This is a genomic window from Alkalihalobacillus sp. CinArs1 (genome assembly GCF_947387515.1).
Taxonomy (GTDB): domain Bacteria; phylum Bacillota; class Bacilli; order Bacillales; family Guptibacillaceae; genus Guptibacillus.
This window is the reverse complement of the sequence record NZ_CANDOB010000001.1, coordinates 1456801-1478412: the sequence shown is the minus strand read 5'-3', so window position 1 is coordinate 1478412 and position 21612 is coordinate 1456801. Positions and strand designations below refer to the sequence as shown.

Here is a 21612-nt window from a genome sequence, read left to right as displayed (position 1 = left end):
TTGCTTGTAACAAGTATTACGTTTACTTGTTACAAAAAGTTTCATTTACATTAAAAATTATTTCACAGATTGGACGTAGTTGAACAGGGTGGATTTATCGCCTGACATCTCTCATAATAAAGGTAGAAGGAGAGTGGCTATGTTGAAAGTAGTATTTATCTGCACAGGGAATACATGTCGAAGTCCGATGGCGGAAGCGATCGTAAAACATAAAAACAGAAATATAGAAGTTAAATCTGCAGGCGTCTTCGCTGCAAATGGGTCCCCAGCGAGCCAACAGGTTGAAACCTTATTAAAAGATAAGAACATTTCCTTTTCTCATAGTGCTCGTTTACTAGACCGGGAGCTTGCGGAATGGGGGGACCTGCTCCTTACGATGACAGAAAGTCATAAAGCATTAGTTTTGAGAGATTTCCCAGAGCTATCGCATAAAGTAAGTACGTTAAAAGAGTATGCGTTTGGAGAAGAGATGTATGATCCTTATCAAAAAAAAGCAGCAGAACTCGAAACGAAGCGTGCCACTTTTGTACATGAATTGAATGGACTGAGTGGTGAAGAAGAAGAGAAGAAAAGAAAAGAATTTGAACAAGAGCTTATAAAAGAAATAAAGGAATTGGAAAAGTTAGAGAGTAGCCTACCTTCGATCGATATTTCAGATCCCTTCGGTGGATCGTTAGAGCACTATCATGAAACGTATAATGAAATTGAAGATGCGATCGAACGATTAATCGAACGATTAAAAGAGGAAGATAATGAGGAGGATGAACGGTGAGAGTAGCAATCGGAGCGGATCACGCAGGAGTTATGATTAAGGATGACATTATTGGAGTGATAAAAGAATTAGGAATGGAGGTCATCGATCTTGGGTGTGATTGTAAAGAATCGGTGGATTATCCTGACTATGCGATTCCAGTAGCAGAGAATGTTGCGAATGGGACAGCGGACCGCGGTATCCTCATTTGTGGTACAGGCATCGGCATGTCGATCGCAGCCAATAAAGTTGAAGGCATTCGATGTGCGCTCGTTCATGACCTTTTCAGTGCAAAAGCAACGCGCCAGCATAATGATTCGAATGTACTTGCGATGGGCGAACGAATCATTGGACCAGGACTCGCGAAAGAAATCGCCAAAGTGTGGCTTGAAACAGATTATGAAGGCGGTCGTCACGCAAAGCGCGTTGGTAAGATCACTGCTTACGAAACGAATTAAAGGAGGAATGAGCTATGGATGAGAAAATGGCTCAGCAGATTTCTCTGCATACCCGTGAAGCACTAGATGATTTACAAGTTGATGCACGCTTGTCTAAACAGCATCTGTTAGTGGTAGGGATGAGTTCGAGTGAAGTGATGGGAGAAAGAATCGGAACAGCAGGCACTACTTTTGCTGCTGAAGCTGTTTATGAAAGCATTGGGTCATTTCAGAATGAGACTGGTGTTAGCATCGCCTTTCAATGCTGTGAACATTTAAATCGTGCCCTCGTTGTAGAACGTGAAACAGCCGAAGCAAGAGGATACGAAATTGTAGCCGCTGTACCGACTGTAAAAGCGGGTGGCTCGATGGCGACGTATGCTTTTCAAAGAATGACTGACCCTGTCCTCGTTGAATTTATCTCAGCAGATGCAGGGATCGACATCGGTGATACGTTTATCGGCATGCATATTAGGCACGTGGCCGTCCCAGTCAGAGGCAGACACAAGGCGATCGGACATGCTCACTTAACGATGGCAAGATCTCGTCCTAAGCTGATCGGAGGAGAACGAGCATCTTATCCAAGTAAGAATGAACATTGTTTCTAAGAAGAATTAATAGTGGTCAGGAGAAGGTTATACCCTTCTTATAGCGGCTATAGGTACAAAAGCAGTAAGTGAAAAGGCGAACATTCGAAACATTTTGAGATTTAATGTACGGTCTTCAAAATCTGTGATACAATGCAAGCGAGATTGATTCACGACTATTCAAATTATAAGGATAGAAATATGTGTGAGATAGAAAGGGGATATCAATGCAACAAGTAGCAAAGCATGATCAAGAGTTATTTCAGGCAATTCAGGACGAGCTAGGTAGACAACGTAGCAAAATTGAACTAATTGCATCAGAGAACTTTGTTTCTGAAGCTGTAATGAAAGCGCAAGGATCTGTCCTAACGAACAAATATGCAGAAGGCTACCCAGGTCGCCGTTACTACGGTGGTTGTGAATATGTAGACGTAGCTGAAAACATCGCAAGAGATCGCGCGAAGCAGTTATTTGGAGCAGACCATGTTAACGTGCAGCCTCACTCTGGCGCACAAGCAAACATGGGCGTGTACTTCACTGTTCTAAATCATGGAGATACGGTTCTTGGTATGAACCTTTCACACGGAGGTCATCTCACACATGGAAGCCCTGTAAACTTCAGTGGTGTTCAATATAATTTTGTGGAATACGGTGTAGATAAAGAGACACATCGCATCGATTACGATGATGTGCTTGAGAAAGCAAAAGAACATCGTCCGAAATTGATCGTTGCAGGTGCGAGTGCATACCCTCGTGAGATCGACTTCAAGCGTTTTAAAGAGATCGCTGATGAAGTAGATGCTTATTTGATGGTCGATATGGCACACATTGCTGGCCTTGTCGCAACTGGACACCATCCTAATCCAGTTCCATATGCAGATTTCGTAACAACAACGACTCACAAGACGCTTCGCGGTCCACGCGGTGGAATGATTCTTTGTAAAGAAGAGTTCGCGAAGAAGATCGATAAGTCTATGTTCCCAGGTCTTCAAGGCGGTCCTCTCATGCACGTGATCGCTGCAAAGGCAGTGGCTTTTGGAGAAGCACTATCTGATGACTTCAAGCAATACTCTGAGAACATCATCAACAATGCTAGAAAACTAGCTTCTTCTCTTGAAAAGGAAGGCGTTAACCTAGTCTCAAATGGAACGGATAACCATCTTGTACTATTAGACCTTCAAAGCCTAGACATTACTGGAAAAGTTGCTGAAAAAGCGCTTGATGATATCGGTATTACTACGAATAAAAATACAATTCCGTTCGATCCACAAAGTCCTTTCGTAACGAGCGGACTCCGTATCGGAACGGCTGCAGTTACGTCACGTGGCTTCGGTGAGCAAGAAATGGAAGAAATCGCAAGTATCATGAGCGACGTTCTTCACAACATTGAAGACGAAGCTGTGCTTAAGAAAGCGGAGCAGCGTGTCATTGATCTAACAAATAAATTTCCAATGTATGAAGATCTTTCCTATTAATAGTAAAGATTGAAAACACCCAGGGGCTATCGAGTACATTCGATAGCCTTTTTTTACTGTCTTCGCAATGCATATGACCTATTTTCGATCAATGAGTGCGAATATTTTATCATCTTAGAAAACCTTGAATAAGTCCTCGTTTTTCTGTAAAATTGCGAAGAAGATTGTGGAACGATACTAAAATGAGAAGGGGAGATTGTACAAATGGGTAAAGTATACGTGTTCGATCATCCATTGATTCAGCATAAGCTTACATACATTCGAGACGAGAAAACAGGCACTAAGGAATTTCGTGAATTGGTCGATGAAGTTGCAGCTCTGATGGCTTATGAAATTACGAGAGAACTTCCAACTGAGGAAGTCATTGTGAAGACTCCTGTAACTGAAGCGAAATCGAAAGTCCTTTCAGGTAAAAAACTCGGACTTGTTCCGATTCTAAGAGCTGGACTCGGTATGACAGACGGAATCCTTAAGCTTATTCCTGCTGCAAAAGTAGGACACGTTGGACTTTACCGTGACCCTGAAACACTTCAGCCGGTTGAATACTATGTAAAGCTCCCTGCAGACATTGAGGAACGTGAATTCATCGTGATCGACCCGATGCTTGCTACTGGCGGATCCGCTGTTGAAGCGATTAACTCGATCAAGAAGCGCGGTGCACAAAACATCAAGATGATGTGCTTGATCGCAGCTCCAGAAGGTGTTGAACTTCTTCAAGAAGCTCATCCAGATGTAGACATTTTCATCGCTGGTCTCGATGAAAAACTGAACGAAAAAGGATATATTGTTCCTGGACTAGGCGACGCTGGTGATCGTCTTTATGGAACGAAGTAATCGAGAACCTCTCCAACATGGAGAGGTTTTTCTTTTGCTATCAGATATGTAGTGACTTCCGCTCCGCACTAAACTTCACTCAAACCCGATCCTTTTAAAAGCAAATTAGTGACAGAAGTAAAAAAGTAGTTACTTTAACGTTGAAGGAAAGTTTAGCTTCGCTTTATCTTGTTGGGGTCTGTACTATTCAAAAACTGAAAAAATCATAAAAAATCTTACAAGCTAACCCTCTTCTAATTAGAACGGTTTTTGTATTAAAAACTGTCCCACTCACATAAAATGTGAAAAAAAAGTGACAATATTGTTCGAGTTTATCCGCTAAATTTTACCTCTTTTCTATATAAGGTTTCGCAGAAGACTTGAAAGCGTTATAATCCTTGTGTATATGGGGATTTTGGGACACATTTCAATTTGTGAAGTTCATCACACCATTTGCTTGAAACACATTGACATGGTTGGATGCCTATTGTATCCTTACAAAGGGTATAGTGATAAGGTTTTCATCCGCACAGGAGAGACGATCTCTCCCTAAACTAACCTCAACAGAAAAGGGGCGCTTCATTTGAAGGCGATGGCACTTTACTCAACCATCCTGTCTTACCTTGTCGGATCGATACTCACAGGGATCTTCCTTGGAAAATGGATGGACAGCCTTTTCGACACTTTTCCACTTTTTCTTGTCATCGGACTCCTGTTAGGGCTCGGTGGAGGAATATATGGACTAGTTCGTCTTCTACATAAGTTTACAGGGGAAGATTAAATGACAGAATATAAACAACATTTCCGCCGCTACTTACAATACACCCTGTATCTGCTCGCAATCTTCGTTCTAGGTTGGGGAGTTACCTCAAGCAAAGCATTATTCCTCGGGTTAATACTAGGAACCATATTTAGTATTTATAACCTATTCAACATGTTCCGTAAAATAAATCGACTTGGACAAGCTGCTGAAGAAGGGAAGAAAGCAAAATCTCTAGGCTTCTTAACAAGGTTAGCTGTGGCTGGACTAGCTGTTGCAATCGCGACTCGATATCCGGAACTGTTCAACTTGCTAGGTGTGGTAATTGGGTTGATGGTGACCTACATTATCATTCTCATAGATTCAATACTTCAAATACGCTTTAAGTAGGAAGAGAGGTGAAAAGCTGTTGGAACATAATGCACCTACAACTGGCGAAATATTAGGCATTACTTTTAATCTTTCCAATGTACTCATGATCACGATCGCATCCGCTATCGTTTTCATCCTTGCAGTTGTAGCAACTCGCTCACTAGCAATGCGACCAACTGGTTTGCAGAACTTTATCGAGTGGGTGATGGACTTTGTGAAAGGTCTGATCTCAAGCACCATGGACTGGCAAACAGGAGGACGATTCTTGTTTCTTGGGATGACGCTACTCATGTATATCTTCGTCTCAAACATGCTTGGTCTTCCATTCGCCATTTCGTTTAATGACGAACTATGGTGGAAGTCTCCAACTGCAGACCCGACGATCACGCTGACACTAGCAACGATGGTCGTGGTGCTCACACACTATTACGGTGTGAAAATGAAAGGTGCAAAGGAATACGGTAAAGGATTCTTTACCCCAATGAAATTCCTATTTCCTTTCAAGTTAATCGAGGAATTTTCAAACACATTGACGCTTGGTCTTCGTCTTTACGGAAACATTTTTGCCGGTGAGATCTTGCTTGGACTCCTAGCTGGACTTGGAGCTGCAGGAATCGGCGGAGCGCTTGGAGCCTTTCTTCCTATGCTCGCATGGCAAGGATTCAGTATCTTTGTCGGTACAATTCAGGCGTTTATCTTTGTAATGCTAACCATGGTTTACATGGCACACAAAGTGGCAGACGACCACTAAAGAACAGTATTAATGAACTTTTCATTATATAAAAAATCTATTTTTATGAATATTAAGGAGGAAATTTAGCATGGGTTTAATCGCAGCTGCAATTGCAGTAGGTCTAGCGGCAGTAGGTGCCGGTATTGGTAACGGTCTTATCGTAGGACGTACAGTAGAGGGAATCGCTCGTCAACCAGAACTTAGAGGTACTCTTCAAACTACAATGTTCATCGGTATCGCACTAGTTGAGGCACTTCCGATCATCGGTGTAGTAATCGCATTTATCGTAATGGGTCAATAATTACTTACGAAACTTTATAGAAAAATCGTAACGTTTCATGATGGCGGAGAAAGTTTCGAAATGAAACCTTCGCCATTCGTTTTGTATGATCTCTGAAGGGAGTGAACACGTTGTTCAACAGTCTAATTCTTGGAGCTGGCACAGGGATTCACGCTGGTGATATCCTTTATCAGCTTTTCGCATTTATCGTGCTTCTTGCTCTATTGAAAAAGTTCGCTTGGGGCCCGTTGATGGGTATCATGAAAGAACGAGAGCAGCATATCGCTAATGAAATCGAATCTGCTGAAAAGAACCGTAAAGAAGCTGAAGCTTACTTAAATGAACAGCGCGAAGAAATGAAGCGTGTTCGTCAAGAAGCGCAAACTATGCTTGAGAACCAAAAGAAAATGGCTGACCAAAAAGGTCAGGAAATGATTGAAGCAGCACGTCTTGAGGCTGAACGCTTGAAAGAAGCAGCAACAGCTGACATCGCTCGTGAACGTGAAACTGCTGTAGCAGCACTGCGCGAGCAGGTTGCATCTCTATCTGTAATGATCGCTTCCAAAGTTGTTGAGAAGGAACTGGACGAGCGTTCACAGCAGAAGCTGATCGATGACTACCTTTATCAGGCAGGCGGTCAGAAATGAGCAGGGACCTTGAAGTAATCGCAAAACGTTATGCTAACGCTCTTTTTGAAATTGCTCATGAGCAAGGAACCGTTGAGCAAGTGAAGCAAGAGCTTGCAGTCGTTAACGATGTATTCAATGAAACTGACGACTTGATGGAAGTGTTCGCACATCCTAAGTTTACAAATGCGCAAAAGAAAGAAGTCATCCAAAACAGCTTTGGAAAGTCACTTTCAGCGCCAGTTTTAAATACGCTTCTCACATTGGTTGAACGTGATCGTATCGCGATCGTTTTCGATCTCATCAACCACTATCATATGTTCGCAAATGAGCAGCAGCAAACAGCTGCAGCTAAAGTGTATTCTGTAATGCCTCTTTCAGAGGAAGAGCAGAACAAGATCTCTGCAGTTTTTGCAGAACGAGTAGGCAAGAAAACACTTCAAATCGAAAACGTGATCGACCCAACTTTGATCGGTGGTATCAAAGTACGTGTCGGAAATCGCATTTTTGATGGAAGTATCAGCGGTAAACTTAAACGCATGGAACGTCAATTAGTTTCAGCGAAAGGCTAGAAGATAGGGGTGAATATGCATGAGCATCAATGCTGAAGAAATCAGTACTCTGATAAAGCAACAGATCTCAGATTATCAAGCTGATATTAAAGTTGATGATGTAGGTACCGTAATCCAAATCGGTGACGGTATCGCTCGTGCCCACGGTCTTGATAACGTGATGGCAGGAGAACTTGTTGAATTTTCAAATGGTGTAATGGGTATGGCTCAGAACCTGGAAGAAAATAACGTAGGTATCATTATTCTTGGACCTTACACGGATATTCGTGAAGGTGACGAAGTTCGTCGTACTGGCCGTATTATGGAGGTTCCAGTTGGTGAAGAGCTTCTTGGCCGTGTTGTTAACCCTCTTGGACAGCCTGTTGATGGACAGGGTCCACTTGGTACTTCAAAAACACGCCCAATCGAAAGTCCGGCTCCAGGTGTTATGGATCGTAAATCCGTACACGAGCCTCTTCAAACAGGAATCAAAGCGATTGACTCTCTTATTCCAATCGGACGTGGACAGCGTGAGTTGATCATCGGTGACCGTCAGACTGGTAAGACATCAATTGCGATCGATACAATTCTTAACCAAAAAGAAGAAGACATGATCTGTATCTATGTTGCGATCGGGCAAAAAGAATCTACGGTTCGTGGTGTTGTTGAAACACTTCGTAAGCAGGGTGCACTTGATTACACAATCGTTGTAACGGCATCTGCATCTCAGCCGGCTCCACTTCTTTTCCTAGCACCATATGCTGGTGTAACGATGGGTGAAGACTTCATGTATAACGGCAAGCACGTTCTTGTTGTATACGATGACTTAACAAAGCAGGCTTCTGCATACCGTGAACTTTCCCTATTGCTACGTCGTCCTCCAGGTCGTGAAGCATATCCAGGGGATGTATTCTATCTTCACTCCCGCTTACTTGAGCGTGCAGCGAAGCTTAGTGATGCAAAAGGAGGCGGCTCACTAACAGCCCTTCCATTTATTGAAACGCAAGCTGGTGACGTATCAGCTTATATCCCAACAAACGTTATTTCCATCACGGATGGACAGATCTTCCTTCAATCTGACCTCTTCTTCTCGGGTGTACGTCCGGCGGTTAACGCAGGTCTTTCCGTATCCCGTGTAGGTGGATCCGCTCAGATTAAAGCGATGAAGAAGGTTGCGGGTACACTCCGTCTTGACCTTGCATCTTATCGTGAACTAGAAGCATTTGCTCAGTTTGGTTCTGACCTTGATAAAGCGACTCAGGCTAAGCTAAACCGTGGTGCACGTACAGTTGAAGTACTGAAGCAGGGACTTAACAAGCCGCTAGCAGTAGAGAAGCAGGTTGCGATCCTTTACGCATTGACTCGCGGATTCCTTGATGATATTCCTGTTGAAGACATTCAGCGTTTTGAATCAGAAATGATGACTTGGATCGAACACAATAAGAAAGATCTTTTCAATACAATTCGCGAAACAAAAGCTCTTCCAGACGAAAAAGAATTCAACGCAGCAATCGAAGAATTCAAAAAGAGCTTCGCAGTTTCTGAATAAGAGGGATGCGGCGGAAACGCCGCGGCCAGCTTAAAAGGTGGTGAAAATGAGTGGCATCTTTACGCGATATTAAGTCGAGAATTACTTCGACTAAGAAGACAAAGCAGATTACAAAAGCGATGCAGATGGTTTCAGCAGCGAAGCTCAACCGTGCAGAAATGAATGCAAAGTCATTCGTTCCTTACATGGAAAAGATTCAAGATGTTGTAGCTAGTATCGCTACTGGGTCAAGCGGCGCTAGTCATCCGATGCTTGAAAGTCGTGACGTCAAGAAGACAGGTTATGTTGTTATCACATCTGACCGTGGTCTAGCGGGCGCATACAACAGCTCGGTTCTACGCCATGTATATCGAACGATCAATGAACGTCATAGCTCAAAAGACGAGTATGCCATCATCGTAGTTGGTAAAGTAGGACTATCCTTCTTTAAAAAACGCGATATGCCTGTAGTGGAAAGCATCGTTGGTCTTGCTGACCAGCCTTCCTTTGCAGACATTAAAGACATTGCATCTAGAACGGTTAAGATGTTTGAAGATGGTGCCTTCGATGAGCTTTATATGTACTATAACCACTATGTAAGTGCCATTCAGCAAGATTTAACGGAGAAGAAGCTTCTTCCGTTAACGGATATTGAGACAGGTGAAAGTAAGTCACTCGCTAGCTATGAGTACGAGCCTTCTGAAGAAGAAATTCTTGAAGTCCTGCTTCCTCAATATGCTGAAAGCTTGATCTACGGTGCGCTTCTCGATGCAAAAGCAGCAGAGCACGCTTCCCGTATGACAGCGATGAGAAGTGCGACTGACAATGCAGACGACCTCATCGGCAGCCTTACACTTTCTTACAACCGTGCGCGTCAGGCAGCGATCACTCAGGAGCTTACTGAGATTGTTAGTGGTGCGGCGGCATTAGAATAATAACGAAAAGCGAAAGTGGCCGTTAAGGCCCGAAAAGCGCTGGAAGCTTTTAAAATGAACACGATTTTGTGTTCAGGTTAAAAGGTGAAGCGATCGAGGGACTGGCCACTGTAGCTAGACACTTATCTGAGATAAATGCTTTATTTCAAAAGCACTTAAAGCAAGTTAGGAGGGAACAGGATGAACAAGGGATACATTACCCAGGTTATGGGTCCGGTTGTAGACGTAAAGTTCGATAGCGGAAAGCTTCCAGAAATCTACAACGCCCTTACAGTTAACTATAAAGCGGAATCCGGTGACGAGAAGAGCATGGATCTTACGCTTGAAGTCGCGCTTCACCTTGGCGATGACTCTGTTCGTACCGTAGCGATGGGTTCAACAGATGGTCTTGTACGTGGAGTTGAAACGATTGATACAGGTGCACCGATCTCCGTTCCAGTTGGAGATATTACACTAGGACGTGTATTTAACGTACTAGGAGAAAACATTGACCTTGACGAAGCACTAAGTGCTGACGTTCGTCGTGACCCTATTCACCGTCAAGCTCCTACATTTGAAAACCTTGCAACATCTACTGAGATCCTTGAAACAGGAATCAAAGTAGTAGACCTTCTTGCTCCATACGTAAAAGGTGGTAAGATCGGTCTGTTTGGTGGTGCAGGTGTAGGTAAAACAGTACTTATCCAGGAACTGATCAACAACATCGCACAGGAACACGGCGGTATCTCCGTATTCGCAGGTGTTGGTGAGCGTACTCGTGAAGGTAACGACCTTTACTACGAGATGACAGATTCCGGAGTTATTAAGAAAACTGCAATGGTATTCGGTCAGATGAACGAACCACCAGGTGCACGTATGCGTGTTGCCCTTTCTGGTCTGACAATGGCAGAATACTTCCGTGATGAGCAAGGACAAGACGTTCTACTCTTCATCGATAACATTTACCGCTTTACTCAGGCAGGTTCTGAGGTATCCGCATTGCTTGGCCGTATGCCATCAGCAGTAGGTTACCAGCCGACACTTGCAACTGAGATGGGCCAACTTCAGGAACGTATCACATCGACTAACAAAGGTTCCGTAACTTCCATTCAGGCAATTTACGTACCAGCCGATGACTATACTGACCCGGCTCCAGCGACAACGTTCGCTCACCTTGATGCTACGACGAACCTTGAGCGTAAGCTATCTGAGCAAGGTATCTACCCAGCGGTGGATCCACTTGCATCAACTTCTCGTGCACTTTCTCCAGAAGTTGTTGGTGAAGAACACTATACTGTTGCTCGTGAAGTTCAGCAAACGCTACAGCGTTATAAAGAGCTTCAAGATATCATCGCAATCCTTGGTATGGATGAGCTTTCTGACGAAGATAAGCTAACTGTTGCACGTGCTCGTCGCATTCAGTTCTTCCTTTCTCAGAACTTCCACGTTGCTGAACAGTTCACTGGTCAGCCAGGATCTTACGTACCGGTTAAAGAAACGATCAAAGGATTCAAAGAAATCCTTGACGGCAAACACGACGACATCCCTGAGGATGCATTCCGTCTAGTAGGCCGCATCGAAGAAGTAGTAGAAAAAGCAGAACAAATGGCGTAAAGAAAAGCGGAATGAGCCGTTTAAATCCGTAGGATGTTGGAGCCCGTGAGGATGAGACGATTTGTGTCTCAACCGAAGGGGCGAAACAGCCGAAGGATTTGGCTCATGCAGCTAGACATTAAAGAAAAGCGAAGGCGACCGCCTACCCCCTCTAGGTCTTAAGTCAATCATCATTGCGGCAAAGAACGCCACATTGATGCTCGCCTTAAGCTCGTCGGGGGTGACCAAGGCGCTTACGCTTTTCAATCATTACCACACCCAGGGAGGGGTACGATGAATACATTGGAAGTCAGTGTAGTCACCCCTGACGGCCCGGTATACCAAGGGGAAGCTGAATTAGTCAGTGTAAAAGCGCAGAGCGGAGAGCTCGGCATTTTACCTGGTCACATTCCGCTTGTTGCCCCTCTTACCATCAATGCAGTTCGCTTCAAAAATGGAGCTGATACTCATGTACTGGCCGTTAGCGGTGGGTTTGTTGAAGTAAGACCTAAGCAAGTAACAATCCTTGCAGAATCTGCTGAAAACCCTTCTGAAATCGACGTTGAACGCGCTCGTGCAGCAAAGGAAAGAGCAGAGCAGCGCCTGAACCAGGCAAAGCAGGATAATGTTGACTTTAGACGTGCTGAGCTAGCACTTAAGCGTGCAGTAAACCGTCTAGATCTTGCAAAGAAATAATACAGATACGCTAAAAGCATCAGAGTTTATTCTCTGATGCTTTTTTATAATCTTCTTTTGTTATACCCTCAATATTATCTTCATGAAACACAACGTTCCACCCAGAATCTACTTTTATAAAATGACTTTGAGATAAATAGTCTGAAGGGTATTTTTCTAATAAATTTTCAACTAGAGTTTTTAGCTGAGCAATATTTTCTTTCGAAAGGTTTTGTTCACTCTCTAAAACGGTATTCATTGTCCTGAAGAACGCTTGCTTTTCTTCCTCATCTGCACGTTTTTTAAAATAACCCCACATATGCTCGAGGGTCGTCCGCATACCTTTTTTAGTATGAGGCAACTGTTCAGCTTCTCCAATCAACGTATATACATTAAACAAATCATCGATCGAATGCGCCTCTTTAAAAGCAGCACCGATTCGTTTGTAGTGCTCATATCCTTTCGCCATCACACTATATTTATTTCTTGCCCAAAGTTTTTCTGTTACTTTTCTCATTTCTTTATACGAAATACTGATCACCTCTGTTCGAAATTTTAAAAAAACTTTTCCAGAAAAGCAAGAATAATGGTAAAAATGTTGAATTAGTATACGAGAGTAGTAAACCGCATGATGAGAGGAGAGATCCTGTTTGGGTGAATCGCTTAACGTGTACCAAAATAGTTACCTCCTGGTGCTGATGTTCCTTCTTCTTGGCTTATTACTACCTATTGTCGCACTCACAGCCGGGAAAATCCTCCGCCCCCATAAGCCTACCGCAGAAAAACAAACAACTTACGAAAGCGGCATCGAGCCGTTCCATCAAAGCTGGATACAGTATAATGTCCGATATTATTTATTCGGGCTTCTATTTGTCATATTCGATGTAGAAACCGTTTTCTTATACCCATGGGCAGTCGCTTATCAGAAACTCGGTTTCTTTGCGTTTATTGAGATGATGATTTTCATCGTCATGCTTCTAATCGGGTTAATTTATGCTTGGAAAAAGAAGGTGTTGAAATGGATATAAGAATAGAAGATATCACGCCCGAAGAATTCGAGGAAATGAAGCAGAATGTCTTTCTCGCAACACTAGAACAAGTAAAATCCTGGGCACGTAGTAATTCGCTTTGGCCGCTTACGTTCGGCCTTGCGTGCTGCGCAATCGAGATGATGGGGTCCGGAGCTTCGCATTATGACTTAGATCGATTTGGGACGTTTTTTCGAACGTCTCCAAGACAATCAGATGTGATGATCGTATCAGGTACGGTGACAAAGAAAATGGCACCTGTATTGAAGCGTCTCTATGATCAAATGCCAGAACCTAAATGGGTAATTGCGATGGGTTCATGTGCAACTGCAGGAGGACCGTATATCAACTCATATGCCGTTGTGAAAGGAGTCGATCAAATCGTACCGGTCGATGTGTACATACCGGGATGTCCACCGAACCCTGCAGCACTCATCTATGGAATAAATAAATTACAGGAAAAGATTCGTTACGAAGCAAAGACCGGAAAGCGGGTGACGAATAAATGACGGATGATTCACGTGAAGACCTTGCTGAACAGAAGCGAAAAGCTGTAGAAGAAGCGAAACGAAAAGCAGCTGAATTACGGAAAGCTCGAGAGGAAAAGAAAGCAGAGGATTCAGAGGATAGAGTAGAAGCATCACAGGAAGAAGATTCTGAGCTAGCGAAAAAGAAAGCCGCTGCAGCAGCGAAAGCAAAGGCGGCAGCGTTAAGGAAGAAAAAAGAGCAGGAGGGTGAAGCGTCAGAGCCGGAAGAAGACCCAGATCTTGCAAAGAAAAAGGCAGTCGCAGCAGCAAAAGCAAAGGCAGCTGCCTTAAGGAAGAAAAAAGAGCAGGAGGGTGAAGCGTCAGAAACGGAAGAAGACGCAGATCTTGCGAAGAAGAAGGCAGTCGCAGCGGCAAAAGCAAAGGCAGCTGCCTTAAGAAAGAAAAAAGAGCAGGAGGGTGAAGCGAAAGAAACGGAAGAAGACCCAGATCTTGCAAAGAAAAAGGCAGTCGCAGCAGCAAAAGCAAAGGCAGCTGCCTTAAGAAAGAAAAAAGAGCAGGAGGGTGAAGCGTCAGAGACGGAAGAAGACCCAGATCTTGCAAAGAAAAAGGCAGTTGCAGCGGCGAAAGCGAAGGCAGCTGCTCTGAAGAAAAAGTCTGGATCTGGTGACGATGAGAAAGCAAAAGCAGTCGCAGCTGCCAAGGCAAAAGCAAAAGCCGCCGCAGCGGCAAAAGCGAAAGGAAAGGCAAAGGAAGAGGAGGCAGAAGAGGTCAAGCCCTCTCCAAATCAACCTCTCTTAGATCGCTACCTCGAAATAATAAAAGAAAACTTAGGTGATGATTTGGTGGAGGATGCTTATATTAACCGCCTTGCGAAAGATGTGCCGACGCTCGTAGCAAAGAAAGAGTCGTATTATCGATTAGCAGAGTTCCTGAAATTTAACGAACTTCTCGCTTTTGACTACCTATCCGAAACGCACGGCACAGACTTTGAAACACATATGGAAATCTACAATCACTTCTATTCTTATATAAATAAACAGAGTGTTGCACTTAAAGTGAAAATCGATCGTGAAAACCCTGTGATACAGTCGATCACACCACTTTGGTCAGGAGCAAACTGGCCAGAGCGTGAGGCATACGACCTCCTTGGCATCGTGTTCGAAGGTCATCCAAATCTGTCTAGAATCATGATGCCTGATGATTGGGTAGGGCATCCTCTTAGAAAAGATTACGAGCCATACGATGTGGAGGTGTAACGATGATTCGTACTGAGGAAATGCTTTTGAATGTAGGGCCGCAGCACCCCAGTACACATGGCGTGTTTCGCATCGTCCTCAAGATTGATGGTGAAGTGATCAAAGAGGCAACACCTGTTATCGGTTACCTCCACAGAGGAACTGAGAAGATTGCTGAAAACCTACAGTATACGCAGATTATTCCATATACAGATCGAATGGATTATCTCGCTGCGATGACAAATAATTATATCCTTTGTCATGCTGTAGAAACGATGATGGCGATGGAACTACCAGAACGAGCAGAATATTTGAGAGTGATCGTCATGGAACTTGGAAGAATAGCGAGCCACCTTGTCTGGTTCGGTACGTATCTCTTAGATATTGGAGCCATGAGCCCCTTTCTTTACGCGTTTCGAGAGCGGGAAGTCATTATTAATCTACTAAATGAGATATCTGGAGGACGTCTCACATTCAACTATATGAGGGTGGGCGGTGTGAAGTGGGATGCACCAGAAGGATGGCTTACTAAGGTGCGTGAATTTGTGCCATATATGAGAGAGCAGCTAGCAGGCTACCACGATCTCGTTACAGGAAATGAAATCTTTATGGCTAGGTTAAAAGGGGTCGGAACCTATTCGAGAGAAACGGCACTCTCTTACTCTCTTAGCGGAGCGAACTTGCGCTGTACAGGGGTAGACTGGGATCTGAGAAAAAATGAACCTTACTCCATCTATGAAAGATTCAACTTTGATGTGCCAGTCTTTCATGAAGGAGATGCCCTTTCACGTTACTACTGCCGGATGGGGGAAATTGAAGAAGCGTTGAAAATCGTTGAACAGGCTGCTGATCAAATTCCTGAGGAAGGAGCCATCATGGCGAAAGTGCCGAGAATTATTAAACCTCCTGCTGGTGAAACGTATGTAAGGATCGAATCTCCACGTGGTGAGATCGGCTGTTACATAGCATCCAAAGGGAAAAAAGAGCCGTACCGCCTCAAGTTTAGAAGGCCGTCCTTTTATAACCTTCAGATTCTCCCTGAATTACTTGAAGGAGAAAATATATCCAACTTGATCGCAATCTTAGGAGGGATCGATATCGTTCTCGGGGAGGTGGATGGTTGATGAGTGAATGGCTCACTTCCACACCAGGATACTGGCAAACGGGAGGGTTTTTCCTTGCTGGTACAGCAATGCTGATGGTCGTTCTTGGATTTGTAACGTATGCCATCTTAGCGGAGCGGAAAGTGCTCGGCTTCATGCAGCTCAGACACGGTCCGAACAGAGTCGGTGGCAGGTTTGGTCTTCTTCAGACGGTTGCAGATGTTCTGAAACTATTATTGAAAGAAGATACCATTCCTAGAGACGCCGATCGTCCGCTTTTTATCATCGCACCTGTCATTGCGTTTGCTCCTGCCTTCATCATAATTGCCGTATTACCGTTCACCGAACGGATTTCGTTTGCAGATATCGGAGTAGGATTGCTTTTTTACATTGCGATATCAGGAATAACAACGATCGGCATTCTTGCTGGAGGGTGGGCATCGAACAATAAATATGCGTTGTTAGGGAGTATGCGATCAGCTGCTCAAATGATCTCTTATGAAATCCCACTCGTCATGAGTGTCATCGGAATCATTCTATTAACAGGCACTCTTAATCTGAACGAAATTATTATGGCGCAGGAAAACGTCGCATTCATCTTCAAGCAGCCGCTCGCATTTTTCATCTTTCTGATCGCATCTGTAGCAGAACTTAATCGAACGCCATTCGATCTACCAGAGGCCGAGTCAGAGCTCGTAGCAGGCTATCACGTTGAATATTCGGGGTTCAGGTGGGCATTCTTCATGCTCGCTGAGTACGTCTATCTTTTTGCCATGGCATCGTTAACTACCATTCTCTTTTTAGGGGGATGGCAAGCGATTCCGTTTTTAGATTTTGTACCTGGATTTATCTGGTTCGCACTTAAATTCATCTCTATCGTATTCGTCATGATTTGGATCAGGGCGACATTCCCACGTCTTCGAGCAGATCAATTAATGTCATTTGGATGGAAGGTACTCCTTCCACTCGCACTAGCAAATATCTTTATTACGACGATTTTAATCGAACTATTCCGGTCGTTTTAAATCAGATTCGGTTTAAAAAGGGAGGAAGCAGAGCATGCGAGGACTAGCGAAAGGGTTAGCTTACACCCTTAAGAACCTAACGAAGGAAAAAGTTACGTATGGCTATCCAGAGAAACCGCTCGAAATGCCCGATCGATTTAGAGGCATACAGAAATTCTACCCTGAGAAATGCATCGTTTGTAATCAATGTGCAGCGATTTGTCCGACAGATTGCATCACCTTAACGGGAAAGAAGCATCCTGACCCTTCAAAAAAAGGGAAGATCATCGATACGTACGACATTAATTTTGAAATCTGCATTCTATGTGATCTCTGCACAGAGGTTTGTCCAACGGAGGCGATTATTATGACGAATAACTTTGAACTCGCTTCTTATAGTAGAGACGATCTGTTCAAGAACCTAGAGTGGCTGGACGAAAATGATACGAATCTTAGAAAGGAAAACAAGGTATGAATGGAGAGCTAATCGTCTTCGTCATCCTTTTTCTGATCACGATCACCGGTGCCTTGCTCATGCTAAATCTCTCAAAAGTCGTTCACATGGTGATGGCGCTCGTTCTAACGTTTCTAGGTATAGCCGGACTTTACGTTATGCTCGCAGCGGAGTTTGTAGCTGTTGTTCAGATTTTAATCTACTCCGGTGCCATCACGATCATCATGCTTTTCGGAATTATGCTCACGAAGCATACCGGTGAAGAGAAGAAGACAGGCTTCGTTAAGAAAGGAATCGTTCTATCTGGAATAACCGCTTTCTTTTTAATCATGTTTTTTGCTGTTAAAGATCTATCACTAGGCGGTCAGGCCACCACGCTACATGAAAACAATACGGAGCAAATCGGGATCATGCTTTTTACCGAATATGTCATCCCGTTCGAGCTCGTATCGGTCGTTCTACTGGTCGCTCTTGTCGGAGCGGTAATCCTCGCTAAGAAAGAGGAAACCAAGAAAGAAGGTGAGCAGTCATGAGTTCGATACCGCTTTCTGCTTACCTTGTCACGGCGTTATTACTTTTCTGTATGGGACTTTATGGTGCACTAACGAAACGAAATGCCGTAATCGTTCTGATATCGATCGAGCTCATGCTGAATGCTGTGAACGTAAACCTTGTTGCTTTTGCTAAATACGGCGTAGGTGCTTCGATTCGTGGGCAAGTCTTCTCGTTGTTCACGATAACGGTAGCAGCCGCAGAAGCTGCGGTCGGGCTTGCTATTCTGATCGCTCTGTATCGCAATCGAGCAACGGTTAATGTCGATGAAATGAACACATTAAAAAAGTAGCAAAGGGGGGTTATAAATGGATTATGTCTGGCTGATTCCGGTTCTACCACTTCTATCCTTTCTAATCATTTTGTTTACCAGGCCGGTCATTTATAAAAAAGCTGGCATCGTAGGTACCCTGTTTTCCGGCGCTGCTTTTGTTGGAGCACTCATCGTTCTTTTCAGTCATCTCGAAAACGGTAATTTCCTAGTAGAAGGAAATTGGCTATCGATCCACGCACTCACTCTAACGGTCGGATTAGAAGTGAATCCATTGAACGCACTCATGCTCGTCATTGTTACCCTCGTTAGCTTTCTTGTACATATGTATTCGATGGGGTACATGGCAGATGACGAACGGTTCGCAACGTTCTTCGGTTATTTAGGGCTTTTTACATTTTCGATGACGGCTCTTGTGTTGTCACCGAACCTTCTTCAAATCTATTTCTTCTGGGAGCTTGTTGGAGTGTGTTCGTTCCTTTTAGTAGGTTTCTACTTTTATAAACCTGAAGCAAAGGCGGCAGCAAAGAAAGCGTTCATCGTAACGAGGATTGGAGATGTAGGATTACTTGTTGCGATATTCTTACTGTACTGGCAGACAGGAACGCTTGAACTAGACGGAATCTTTAGCGCTGCAGAAGCGGGTGAACTAACGCCAGCAATGATTACGTTAACGGCGATCCTCATTTTCGTAGGAGCAGTCGGGAAATCGGGACAATTTCCACTTCATACGTGGCTTCCTGATGCGATGGAAGGTCCTACACCAGTATCCGCGCTCATTCATGCAGCTACGATGGTAGCGGCTGGTGTTTATCTTGTAGCGGTGATGTTTCCACTTTTCACAGCATCTGACGTTGCGATGATGACTGTAGCAATCACTGGTGGTGTTACGGCAGTCTTTGCAGCGACCATCGCTCTTGTTCAGAACGATATCAAACGAATATTGGCATACTCCACGATCAGTCAGCTTGGGTACATGATGCTTGCCTTAGGTACGGCGGGGTATACCGCAGCAGTCTTTCACCTCACAACGCACGCTTTCTTTAAAGCACTTCTGTTCCTTGCTGCAGGAAGTGTGATCCATGCAGCCCATGAACAAAACATCCACAAGTTAGGTGGACTCGGTAAAAAGTTGAAAGGAACGGCACTCCTGTTTCTAATAGGGAGTTTAGCGATTGCTGGATTTCCGCTGTTCTCCGGCTTCTTTAGTAAGGATGAAATATTGGCTTCTGCCTTCTCGAACGGAAGCTATATTCTCTTTGGATTAGCTCTTCTTACAGCGTTTCTCACGGCTTTTTACATGTTCCGCCTTTACTTTCTGGTCTTTAGCGGAGAGCGTGAGCGTAATGAAGAAATCAAAGAATCTCCTCGTACGATGCTCATTCCCATGATGGTTCTGGCCGTGCTCGCCGTTTTCTCAGGGTTTATTCACACGCACTGGTTCGGAACGTTTCTCGGTGATTGGCTTGAAACTACTCCTTATCCAGTGCTGTTCAGTTCCATCGATGCGCCTTATTGGATAATGATTCTGGCTAGCGCGTTGTCGATCGGAGGAATCGCTCTCGCATGGTTCATGTATGCAAAACAAAGTATCCCAAGAAATTGGCTATATGGATCGATGAAAGAAGTACATCACGTACTGTATCGAAAGTATTATGTTGATGAACTTTACCGCACTGTATTTGTAAAAGGGCTCTATGCGCTTAGCTACTTCTGGAGCTATTTTGATCGATTCATCGTTGAAGGAGGGGCCACTGCAGTAAAGGGACTCGTCTCACAACTTGGTAAAACGGGTGTGAAAGTTCAGTCTGGTCAGGTACAGACTTACAGTGCCGTTGCGTTTTCAGGACTCGTCCTCGTTCTTCTAGTCATCGCGGCGTTAGGGGGGTATTTCCAATGACCGGTTTGCTTTCAATTCTTGTGTTCTCGCCGCTCTTAGGAATCATTCTACTTGCGATTCTCTCTCCTGAAAGTCATTTGGTAAAACGGATAGGTACACTCGCTACGGCATTACCGCTTCTTCTCGCCATTGTCGTGTACTCATTGTTTGAACGAGGCGTTGAAGGGATTCAGTTCCAAGAGACGGTTACGTGGTTTGAAATGATGACGTCGATCAGTCCGAACGAGCCTTATATCATCTCATATGAGCTTGGCGTCACGGGTCTATCGGTTTTGTTCTTGTTTCTTACCTCTCTCATTACGTTTCTTGCTTCCTTTGCCGTCCATCGAATAACTAGTGGAACAAAAGGGTTCTTCATATTATTTCTGGCTCTTGAACTCGGCATGCTTGGTGTTTTCTCGAGCGAGAACCTGTTCCTCTTTTTCTTGTTTTTTGAAGTAACGCTCGTCTCCACGTTCTTACTTCTCGGGAGATGGGGTGGTTTTCATAAAGAAAGGGCTGCTTTTTCATTCTTAATCTACAACGGGATTGGATCGGTGCTGCTTCTCATCGTTATCATCACTCTCTTCGTCGAACTGCATACGACGAACATCACGGAAATTACTTCGATGTTGAAAGACACGGATTCATTTGAGTTTCTCTCATATAACATGAGAATGTGGATGTTGGTTCTTCTACTCTTCGCTTTCGGGACAAAACTTCCAATCGTACCCCTTCATTCATGGATGGTACGCGTACACGTAGAAGCGCCGATCGCTCTTGTGATGATTCATGCAGGAGTGTTATTAAAAATTGGAGCATATGGATTGATTCGTTTCGGAGGAGGTTTTTTTCCAGAACAGCTGCAGGACATCGCACTTGTCCTTGCCATTCTTGGACTAATCAACTTGTTGTATGGTGCATTCATCGCGTTCGTTCAAACTGAACTTCGAGCGCTGCTTGCCTATTCGTCTATATCCCATATGGGCATCGTGTTACTCGGATTAGCTTCGTTCAATTCAGTTGGTGTTCAGGGTGCAATCTTTCAAACCATCTCACATGGTCTCATTGCAGCACTCCTCTTTCTACTGATCGGAGTCCTCCTCGACCGATTTGGGACGACGAGAATCAGTGAACTTGGAGGCATTGCTAGTCAGACCCCGTTATTTGCTGGTTTCTTTTTAGCGGCAGGACTTGCATCTCTAGGGTTACCGGGCATGAGCGGCTTTATTAGTGAATTTCTAGCGTTTCTAGGATTATTTGAATCGATGCCTGTGATCGGTGCGATTGGTGTCTTAGGTATCATACTAACTGCTGTTTACATCTTGCGAGCCGTACTAGCGGTGACCTTCGGTGAACGGCGACCATCCTTTGATCGGAAAATGGATCTATCCGCAACTGAAGTCGCTTCATCAGCAGTATTACTGATCCTGATCATCTGGATCGGCGTTTATCCAGCAATCTTGTCTAACACGCTGAGAACGATTGGGATAGGGGGTTAGC

Annotated in this window: 26 protein-coding genes; 25 read left to right on the top strand and 1 reads right to left on the bottom strand. The window is 44.2% G+C overall.

All coding sequences use genetic code 11. From position 1 onward, the window contains the following. Positions 1-139 precede the first annotated feature (139 nt). From PFZ69_RS07510 to PFZ69_RS07440, 15 genes are all read left to right on the top strand, one after another. Positions 140-772 (top strand): low molecular weight protein arginine phosphatase, encoded by a 633-nt coding sequence (locus PFZ69_RS07510; RefSeq protein ID WP_270180385.1) that lies wholly within the window; start codon positions 140-142, stop codon positions 770-772. Beyond that, entirely contained in the window at positions 769-1209 is a 441-nt protein-coding gene (gene rpiB, locus PFZ69_RS07505; protein ID WP_270180384.1) for a ribose 5-phosphate isomerase B, read from the top strand. Before PFZ69_RS07510 ends, rpiB begins: the two co-directional genes overlap by 4 nt. A 14-nt stretch (positions 1210-1223) precedes the next feature. Further along, on the top strand, positions 1224-1796 hold the full coding sequence (locus tag PFZ69_RS07500) for a TIGR01440 family protein (protein ID WP_270180383.1): 573 nt from the start codon (positions 1224-1226) through the stop codon (positions 1794-1796). A gap of 206 nt (positions 1797-2002) precedes the next feature. After that, positions 2003-3250 carry a serine hydroxymethyltransferase gene (gene glyA, locus PFZ69_RS07495; protein WP_270180382.1) on the top strand — a complete coding sequence of 416 codons (1248 nt, stop codon included), beginning with the start codon at positions 2003-2005 and terminating at the stop codon, positions 3248-3250. Between the two features lie 204 nt (positions 3251-3454). Further along, positions 3455-4084 (top strand): uracil phosphoribosyltransferase, encoded by a 630-nt coding sequence (upp, locus tag PFZ69_RS07490; protein WP_270180381.1) that lies wholly within the window; start codon positions 3455-3457, stop codon positions 4082-4084. A 571-nt stretch (positions 4085-4655) separates the two neighbouring features. Next, a complete protein-coding gene (locus tag PFZ69_RS07485) occupies positions 4656-4844 on the top strand; it encodes an AtpZ/AtpI family protein (RefSeq protein WP_270180638.1) in 189 nt (62 codons plus the stop codon). Continuing rightward, the gene (locus PFZ69_RS07480; RefSeq protein ID WP_270180380.1) at positions 4845-5213 is read left to right on the top strand and encodes an ATP synthase subunit I; all 369 of its coding nucleotides are present in this window, start codon (positions 4845-4847) and stop codon (positions 5211-5213) included. Between the two features lie 19 nt (positions 5214-5232). Then, a complete protein-coding gene (gene atpB, locus PFZ69_RS07475) occupies positions 5233-5946 on the top strand; it encodes a F0F1 ATP synthase subunit A (RefSeq protein ID WP_270180379.1) in 714 nt (237 codons plus the stop codon). A 70-nt stretch (positions 5947-6016) separates the two neighbouring features. Next, entirely contained in the window at positions 6017-6229 is a 213-nt protein-coding gene (gene atpE, locus PFZ69_RS07470) for a F0F1 ATP synthase subunit C (RefSeq protein WP_224884350.1), read from the top strand. Between the two features lie 110 nt (positions 6230-6339). After that, positions 6340-6855: a F0F1 ATP synthase subunit B gene (gene atpF / locus PFZ69_RS07465; protein ID WP_270180378.1), complete on the top strand. Its 516-nt coding sequence runs from the start codon at positions 6340-6342 to the stop codon at positions 6853-6855. Then, entirely contained in the window at positions 6852-7406 is a 555-nt protein-coding gene (locus tag PFZ69_RS07460) for a F0F1 ATP synthase subunit delta (RefSeq protein WP_270180377.1), read from the top strand. Before atpF ends, PFZ69_RS07460 begins: the two co-directional genes overlap by 4 nt. 19 nt (positions 7407-7425) lie before the next feature. Then, positions 7426-8934 (top strand): F0F1 ATP synthase subunit alpha, encoded by a 1509-nt coding sequence (gene atpA / locus PFZ69_RS07455; protein WP_270180376.1) that lies wholly within the window; start codon positions 7426-7428, stop codon positions 8932-8934. 50 nt (positions 8935-8984) lie between these two features. Continuing rightward, positions 8985-9848, top strand: coding sequence for a F0F1 ATP synthase subunit gamma (locus PFZ69_RS07450; protein WP_270180375.1), 864 nt, complete (start codon positions 8985-8987; stop codon positions 9846-9848). A 180-nt stretch (positions 9849-10028) separates the two neighbouring features. Next, positions 10029-11441 carry a F0F1 ATP synthase subunit beta gene (gene atpD / locus PFZ69_RS07445; protein ID WP_270180374.1) on the top strand — a complete coding sequence of 471 codons (1413 nt, stop codon included), beginning with the start codon at positions 10029-10031 and terminating at the stop codon, positions 11439-11441. Positions 11442-11714: 273 nt separating this feature from the next. Beyond that, on the top strand, positions 11715-12116 hold the full coding sequence (locus tag PFZ69_RS07440; RefSeq protein ID WP_270180373.1) for a F0F1 ATP synthase subunit epsilon: 402 nt from the start codon (positions 11715-11717) through the stop codon (positions 12114-12116). Between the two features lie 19 nt (positions 12117-12135). Here the strand turns inward: PFZ69_RS07440 and PFZ69_RS07435 are convergent, their stop codons facing one another. Then, the gene (locus tag PFZ69_RS07435; protein WP_270180372.1) at positions 12136-12612 is read right to left on the bottom strand and encodes a YbgA family protein; all 477 of its coding nucleotides are present in this window, start codon (positions 12610-12612) and stop codon (positions 12136-12138) included. Positions 12613-12793: 181 nt separating this feature from the next. Here PFZ69_RS07435 and PFZ69_RS07430 point away from each other — a divergent pair, with 181 nt between their 5' ends. Genes PFZ69_RS07430 through PFZ69_RS07385 form a run of 10 tightly spaced genes read left to right on the top strand, consistent with a single transcriptional unit; the run spans position 12794 to position 21611 of the window. Next, the gene (locus PFZ69_RS07430; RefSeq protein WP_270180637.1) at positions 12794-13123 is read left to right on the top strand and encodes an NADH-quinone oxidoreductase subunit A; all 330 of its coding nucleotides are present in this window, start codon (positions 12794-12796) and stop codon (positions 13121-13123) included. Next, complete coding sequence (locus tag PFZ69_RS07425; RefSeq protein WP_270180371.1) at positions 13114-13632, top strand: NuoB/complex I 20 kDa subunit family protein; 519 nt, start codon at positions 13114-13116, stop codon at positions 13630-13632. Before PFZ69_RS07430 ends, PFZ69_RS07425 begins: the two co-directional genes overlap by 10 nt. Then, positions 13629-14867, top strand: coding sequence for an NADH-quinone oxidoreductase subunit C (locus PFZ69_RS07420; RefSeq protein ID WP_270180370.1), 1239 nt, complete (start codon positions 13629-13631; stop codon positions 14865-14867). Before PFZ69_RS07425 ends, PFZ69_RS07420 begins: the two co-directional genes overlap by 4 nt. A gap of 2 nt (positions 14868-14869) precedes the next feature. Beyond that, entirely contained in the window at positions 14870-15970 is a 1101-nt protein-coding gene (locus PFZ69_RS07415) for an NADH-quinone oxidoreductase subunit D (RefSeq protein ID WP_270180369.1), read from the top strand. Next, positions 15970-16974 carry an NADH-quinone oxidoreductase subunit NuoH gene (gene nuoH, locus PFZ69_RS07410; RefSeq protein WP_270180368.1) on the top strand — a complete coding sequence of 335 codons (1005 nt, stop codon included), beginning with the start codon at positions 15970-15972 and terminating at the stop codon, positions 16972-16974. The genes PFZ69_RS07415 and nuoH overlap by 1 nt, the downstream gene beginning before the upstream one ends. A 34-nt stretch (positions 16975-17008) precedes the next feature. Then, a complete protein-coding gene (gene nuoI, locus PFZ69_RS07405) occupies positions 17009-17428 on the top strand; it encodes an NADH-quinone oxidoreductase subunit NuoI (protein WP_270180367.1) in 420 nt (139 codons plus the stop codon). After that, entirely contained in the window at positions 17425-17940 is a 516-nt protein-coding gene (locus PFZ69_RS07400) for an NADH-quinone oxidoreductase subunit J (RefSeq protein ID WP_270180366.1), read from the top strand. Before nuoI ends, PFZ69_RS07400 begins: the two co-directional genes overlap by 4 nt. After that, positions 17937-18251, top strand: coding sequence for an NADH-quinone oxidoreductase subunit NuoK (gene nuoK, locus PFZ69_RS07395; protein ID WP_270180365.1), 315 nt, complete (start codon positions 17937-17939; stop codon positions 18249-18251). The genes PFZ69_RS07400 and nuoK overlap by 4 nt, the downstream gene beginning before the upstream one ends. 16 nt (positions 18252-18267) lie before the next feature. Then, positions 18268-20130 carry an NADH-quinone oxidoreductase subunit L gene (gene nuoL / locus PFZ69_RS07390; protein ID WP_270180364.1) on the top strand — a complete coding sequence of 621 codons (1863 nt, stop codon included), beginning with the start codon at positions 18268-18270 and terminating at the stop codon, positions 20128-20130. Next, positions 20127-21611, top strand: coding sequence for a complex I subunit 4 family protein (locus PFZ69_RS07385; protein WP_270180363.1), 1485 nt, complete (start codon positions 20127-20129; stop codon positions 21609-21611). The genes nuoL and PFZ69_RS07385 overlap by 4 nt, the downstream gene beginning before the upstream one ends. Position 21612: the final 1 nt, after the last annotated feature.